Here is a 2,806-nt window from a genome sequence, read left to right as displayed (position 1 = left end):
GCAGGCTCCTCTTCGGGGACGCCCCCGTCGACTTCCCCCTCGACCTGCGCATCGCCGAGCGCGCCACGAAGGACTGACGCCGAGCCGGGGCGCGGAGGAGCCGGAAAAAGGTTGTTCCCCGCGCGGGATCCGCACGGGGAACAACGGGGCCGGATGCGTCACGCTGCGTGGCAACGGTCGATCTCAGGCCGCGCGGGCATCGGTCCGGTTCCGGTCCGTCCCCCCGGAGGGCCGGAAGCGGGCACCGAGCGCGCGTGTCTCGCGGGCCGGTGGCGCCGCGTTCCATGATCCCAGCGTATCCGGCCCGCACGCCGCCCGCCCGGAAAACGGGGTTTCGGAACAACTCTGCACAGCACCGCCCGGGCGAGCGCGGCAATCGTGCGGCGGCGCCGGGCGAGAAGCGCTGATCGGGGGCGCGAACCGGGCACGCGCGTCTTCGGTACAGTGGGGGCGGGGCACCGGGTCACCGGTGTGAGGGAGGAAACATGGTGGAGTCTCGCCGTGCGCAAGACGTGACGCTGGACGGATTAGCCGCCGAGCTCCGCGCGCTCCGGGTGCGAACCGGATCGATCAGCTACGCCGAGATCGTGCGCCGCATCGCGGTCCGGCGGGAAGCCGCCGGGATCCCGGCGGCCGCGGCGACCCCCGCTCGCTCCACCGTCTACTCGGCCTTCCAGGACGGGCGATCCCGGCTGGACGCGGAGCTGGTCCGCGAGATCGTGCTCGCCCTCGGGGCGGACGAGCCCACGGCGGCCGAGTGGGTCCTCCGCTGCGGGCTCGCCCGGAAGACCTCGTCTGCCCCGGCCCCACGGGAAACGGCCGCGCAAAACGCCGTTCCCCCACGCAGCGCGCCCCCACCGCCCGAGCCCCCGCGCCCGGCGCGGGACGCCCCAAGCGAGCCCTCCGGCGCCGGGGCCGAAACGCCCGCGGACGCCCTGACCGCTGCCTCAGCCGCTGCGCCGCCCACGCCGCTCGCTGGGCGGGCCGCCGCCCCGGGGGCGACCCCGCCCCGCCGAAGCCCCGGCCGCCCTCCACGCCAGCCCGGACTCGTCAGTGCGCGTTCGAGCGCGTGGCCAGCTCCCCGCCGCCCCGCCTGGGCGCTGCCGGTTCTCCTCCTGGGGTGTGTGCTCCTCAATCTCTGCGGGCACGGCCTCGTGCGCTGGTTCGAGCTGCCGCTGTTTCTCGATATGGGCGGCACCGCGGTCGCGGCGCTCGTCTTCGGCCCCTGGCACGGGGTGCTCGTTGCCGTGCTCTCGCAACTGCTCGCAGCCTCGACGACGACGAGCGGCCTGGCCGCCCTGCCCTTCCTCCTCGTGAACGTCGCGGGGGCGCTCGTCTGGGGGTTCGGGGTGCGTCGCTTCCGGATGGCGGACTCGTTCCTGCGCTTCTTCTCGCTCAACCTGGTGGTGGCCCTCGTCTGCACGCTCGTCGCGGCGCCGATCCTGCTGATCGGTTTCGGCGGGTCCACCGGACACGGCTCCGTTGGGGTGCTCAACGCCGTGCACCAGCTCAGCGGCGGGTACGCCTTCGCGGTGTTCGCCAGCAACCTCTTCACGTCGCTGAGTGACAAGCTGATCACCGGCTTCGGCGCCCTCGCGGCGGCCGTGCTCCTGCGAAACTGGCTCCCGGACCCGAAGCGGCCCCTGCCGCTCGTGGAACGACTGCGCGCCCCGGTCCCCCCGGCCTGAGGCGGGCGGGGCGACCGGGGCGCGGGCACGCCGGGCGTGATGGGCTAGCGGACCTCGCCCATCAGTCGCAGGATCGGCTTGCGGACCAGGAAGAGGACCGCGCCGACGGCGATCGAGACGAGGCCGATGACGAGGAAGTAGTTCGCCTCGTTCTCCGCGGAGTAGAGCGTGGCGAGCGAGCCGGAGGCGGCGGAGCCGAGCGAGATCGACAGGAAGAACAGCGCCACCATCTGCGAGTGGAACGCGCGGGGCGCGAGCTTCGTCGCGAGCGACTGCCCGACGGGGGACAGGAAGAGCTCCGCGACCGTGAACAGCAACAGGATGCCCGCGAAGGCGATGAGCGGCACGGTGCCGTTTTCGCTGCCCGCGAAGGGGATGAACCCGAGGAAGGCGATGCCCATCACGGCGGTGCCCAGCGCGAACTTCACGGGCGTGCTCGGCTGCCGGGAGCCCAGCTTGACCCACATCGCGGCGAAGAGGCCCGCGAAGATGATGATGAAGATCGGGTTGAGCGAGTTCACCATGCTCGGCGGCATCTCCCAGCCGAACAGGGTCCGGTTTAGGCGCTCGTCCGCGTAGATCGCGAGCACCGTGAACTGCTGCTGGAACAGCGACCAGAACACGGCGGAGGCGAGGAAGAGGGGAATGAAGGAGATGACCTGCTTGCGCTCCACGGGGGACACGCGGCGGCTAGAAATGATGACCGTGAACAGGGCGACGCTCGCGATCACGATGAGCACGACAACGACGTCGGAGAGGTTCTCGGCGGTCAGCCCGCCCAGCATGACCGCGGCGACCACGACCAGAATGGCCACGGCGAAGATGATGATCCAGGTGCGTCCCTCGCGCTTGGTCAGGGGGTTGCCCGGGGCGCTGCTCGCGGCGGTCGTGGTGTGCTTGCGCATCGCGAGGTACTGAATGAGGCCGACGGCCATCCCGATGGCGGCGAGGCCGAAGCCCCAGTGGAAGCCCTGCCACCCCCAGAGCGCGCTGGTCGCGAGCGGCCCGAGCATGCCGCCCAGGTTCACGCCCATGTAGTAGATCGAGAAGGCGGCGTCGCGCCGGGCGTCGCCCTTGGCGTAGAGATCGCCGAGCACGGTCGAGGTGGTGGTCTTGAG

General features: G+C 71.7%; 2 protein-coding genes. One reads left to right on the top strand and one right to left on the bottom strand.

Annotated features, from left to right (window positions below; genetic code table 11):
• Positions 1–485 precede the first annotated feature (485 nt).
• Positions 486–1,688, top strand: coding sequence for a hypothetical protein (locus OOT08_RS06885; RefSeq protein ID WP_325091856.1), 1,203 nt, complete (start codon positions 486–488; stop codon positions 1,686–1,688).
• Between the two features lie 44 nt (positions 1,689–1,732).
• Here OOT08_RS06885 and OOT08_RS06880 read toward each other — a convergent pair.
• The coding region (locus tag OOT08_RS06880; protein WP_325091855.1) for a peptide MFS transporter at positions 1,733–2,806 on the bottom strand (1,074 nt) is incomplete at its 5' end.

This window comes from Leucobacter sp. M11 (assembly GCF_035726885.1).
Taxonomy (GTDB): Bacteria; Actinomycetota; Actinomycetes; order Actinomycetales; family Microbacteriaceae; genus JAPFRB01.
Note: the sequence above shows the minus strand (reverse complement) of the source record. Positions and strands in the feature narration are given on the sequence as shown.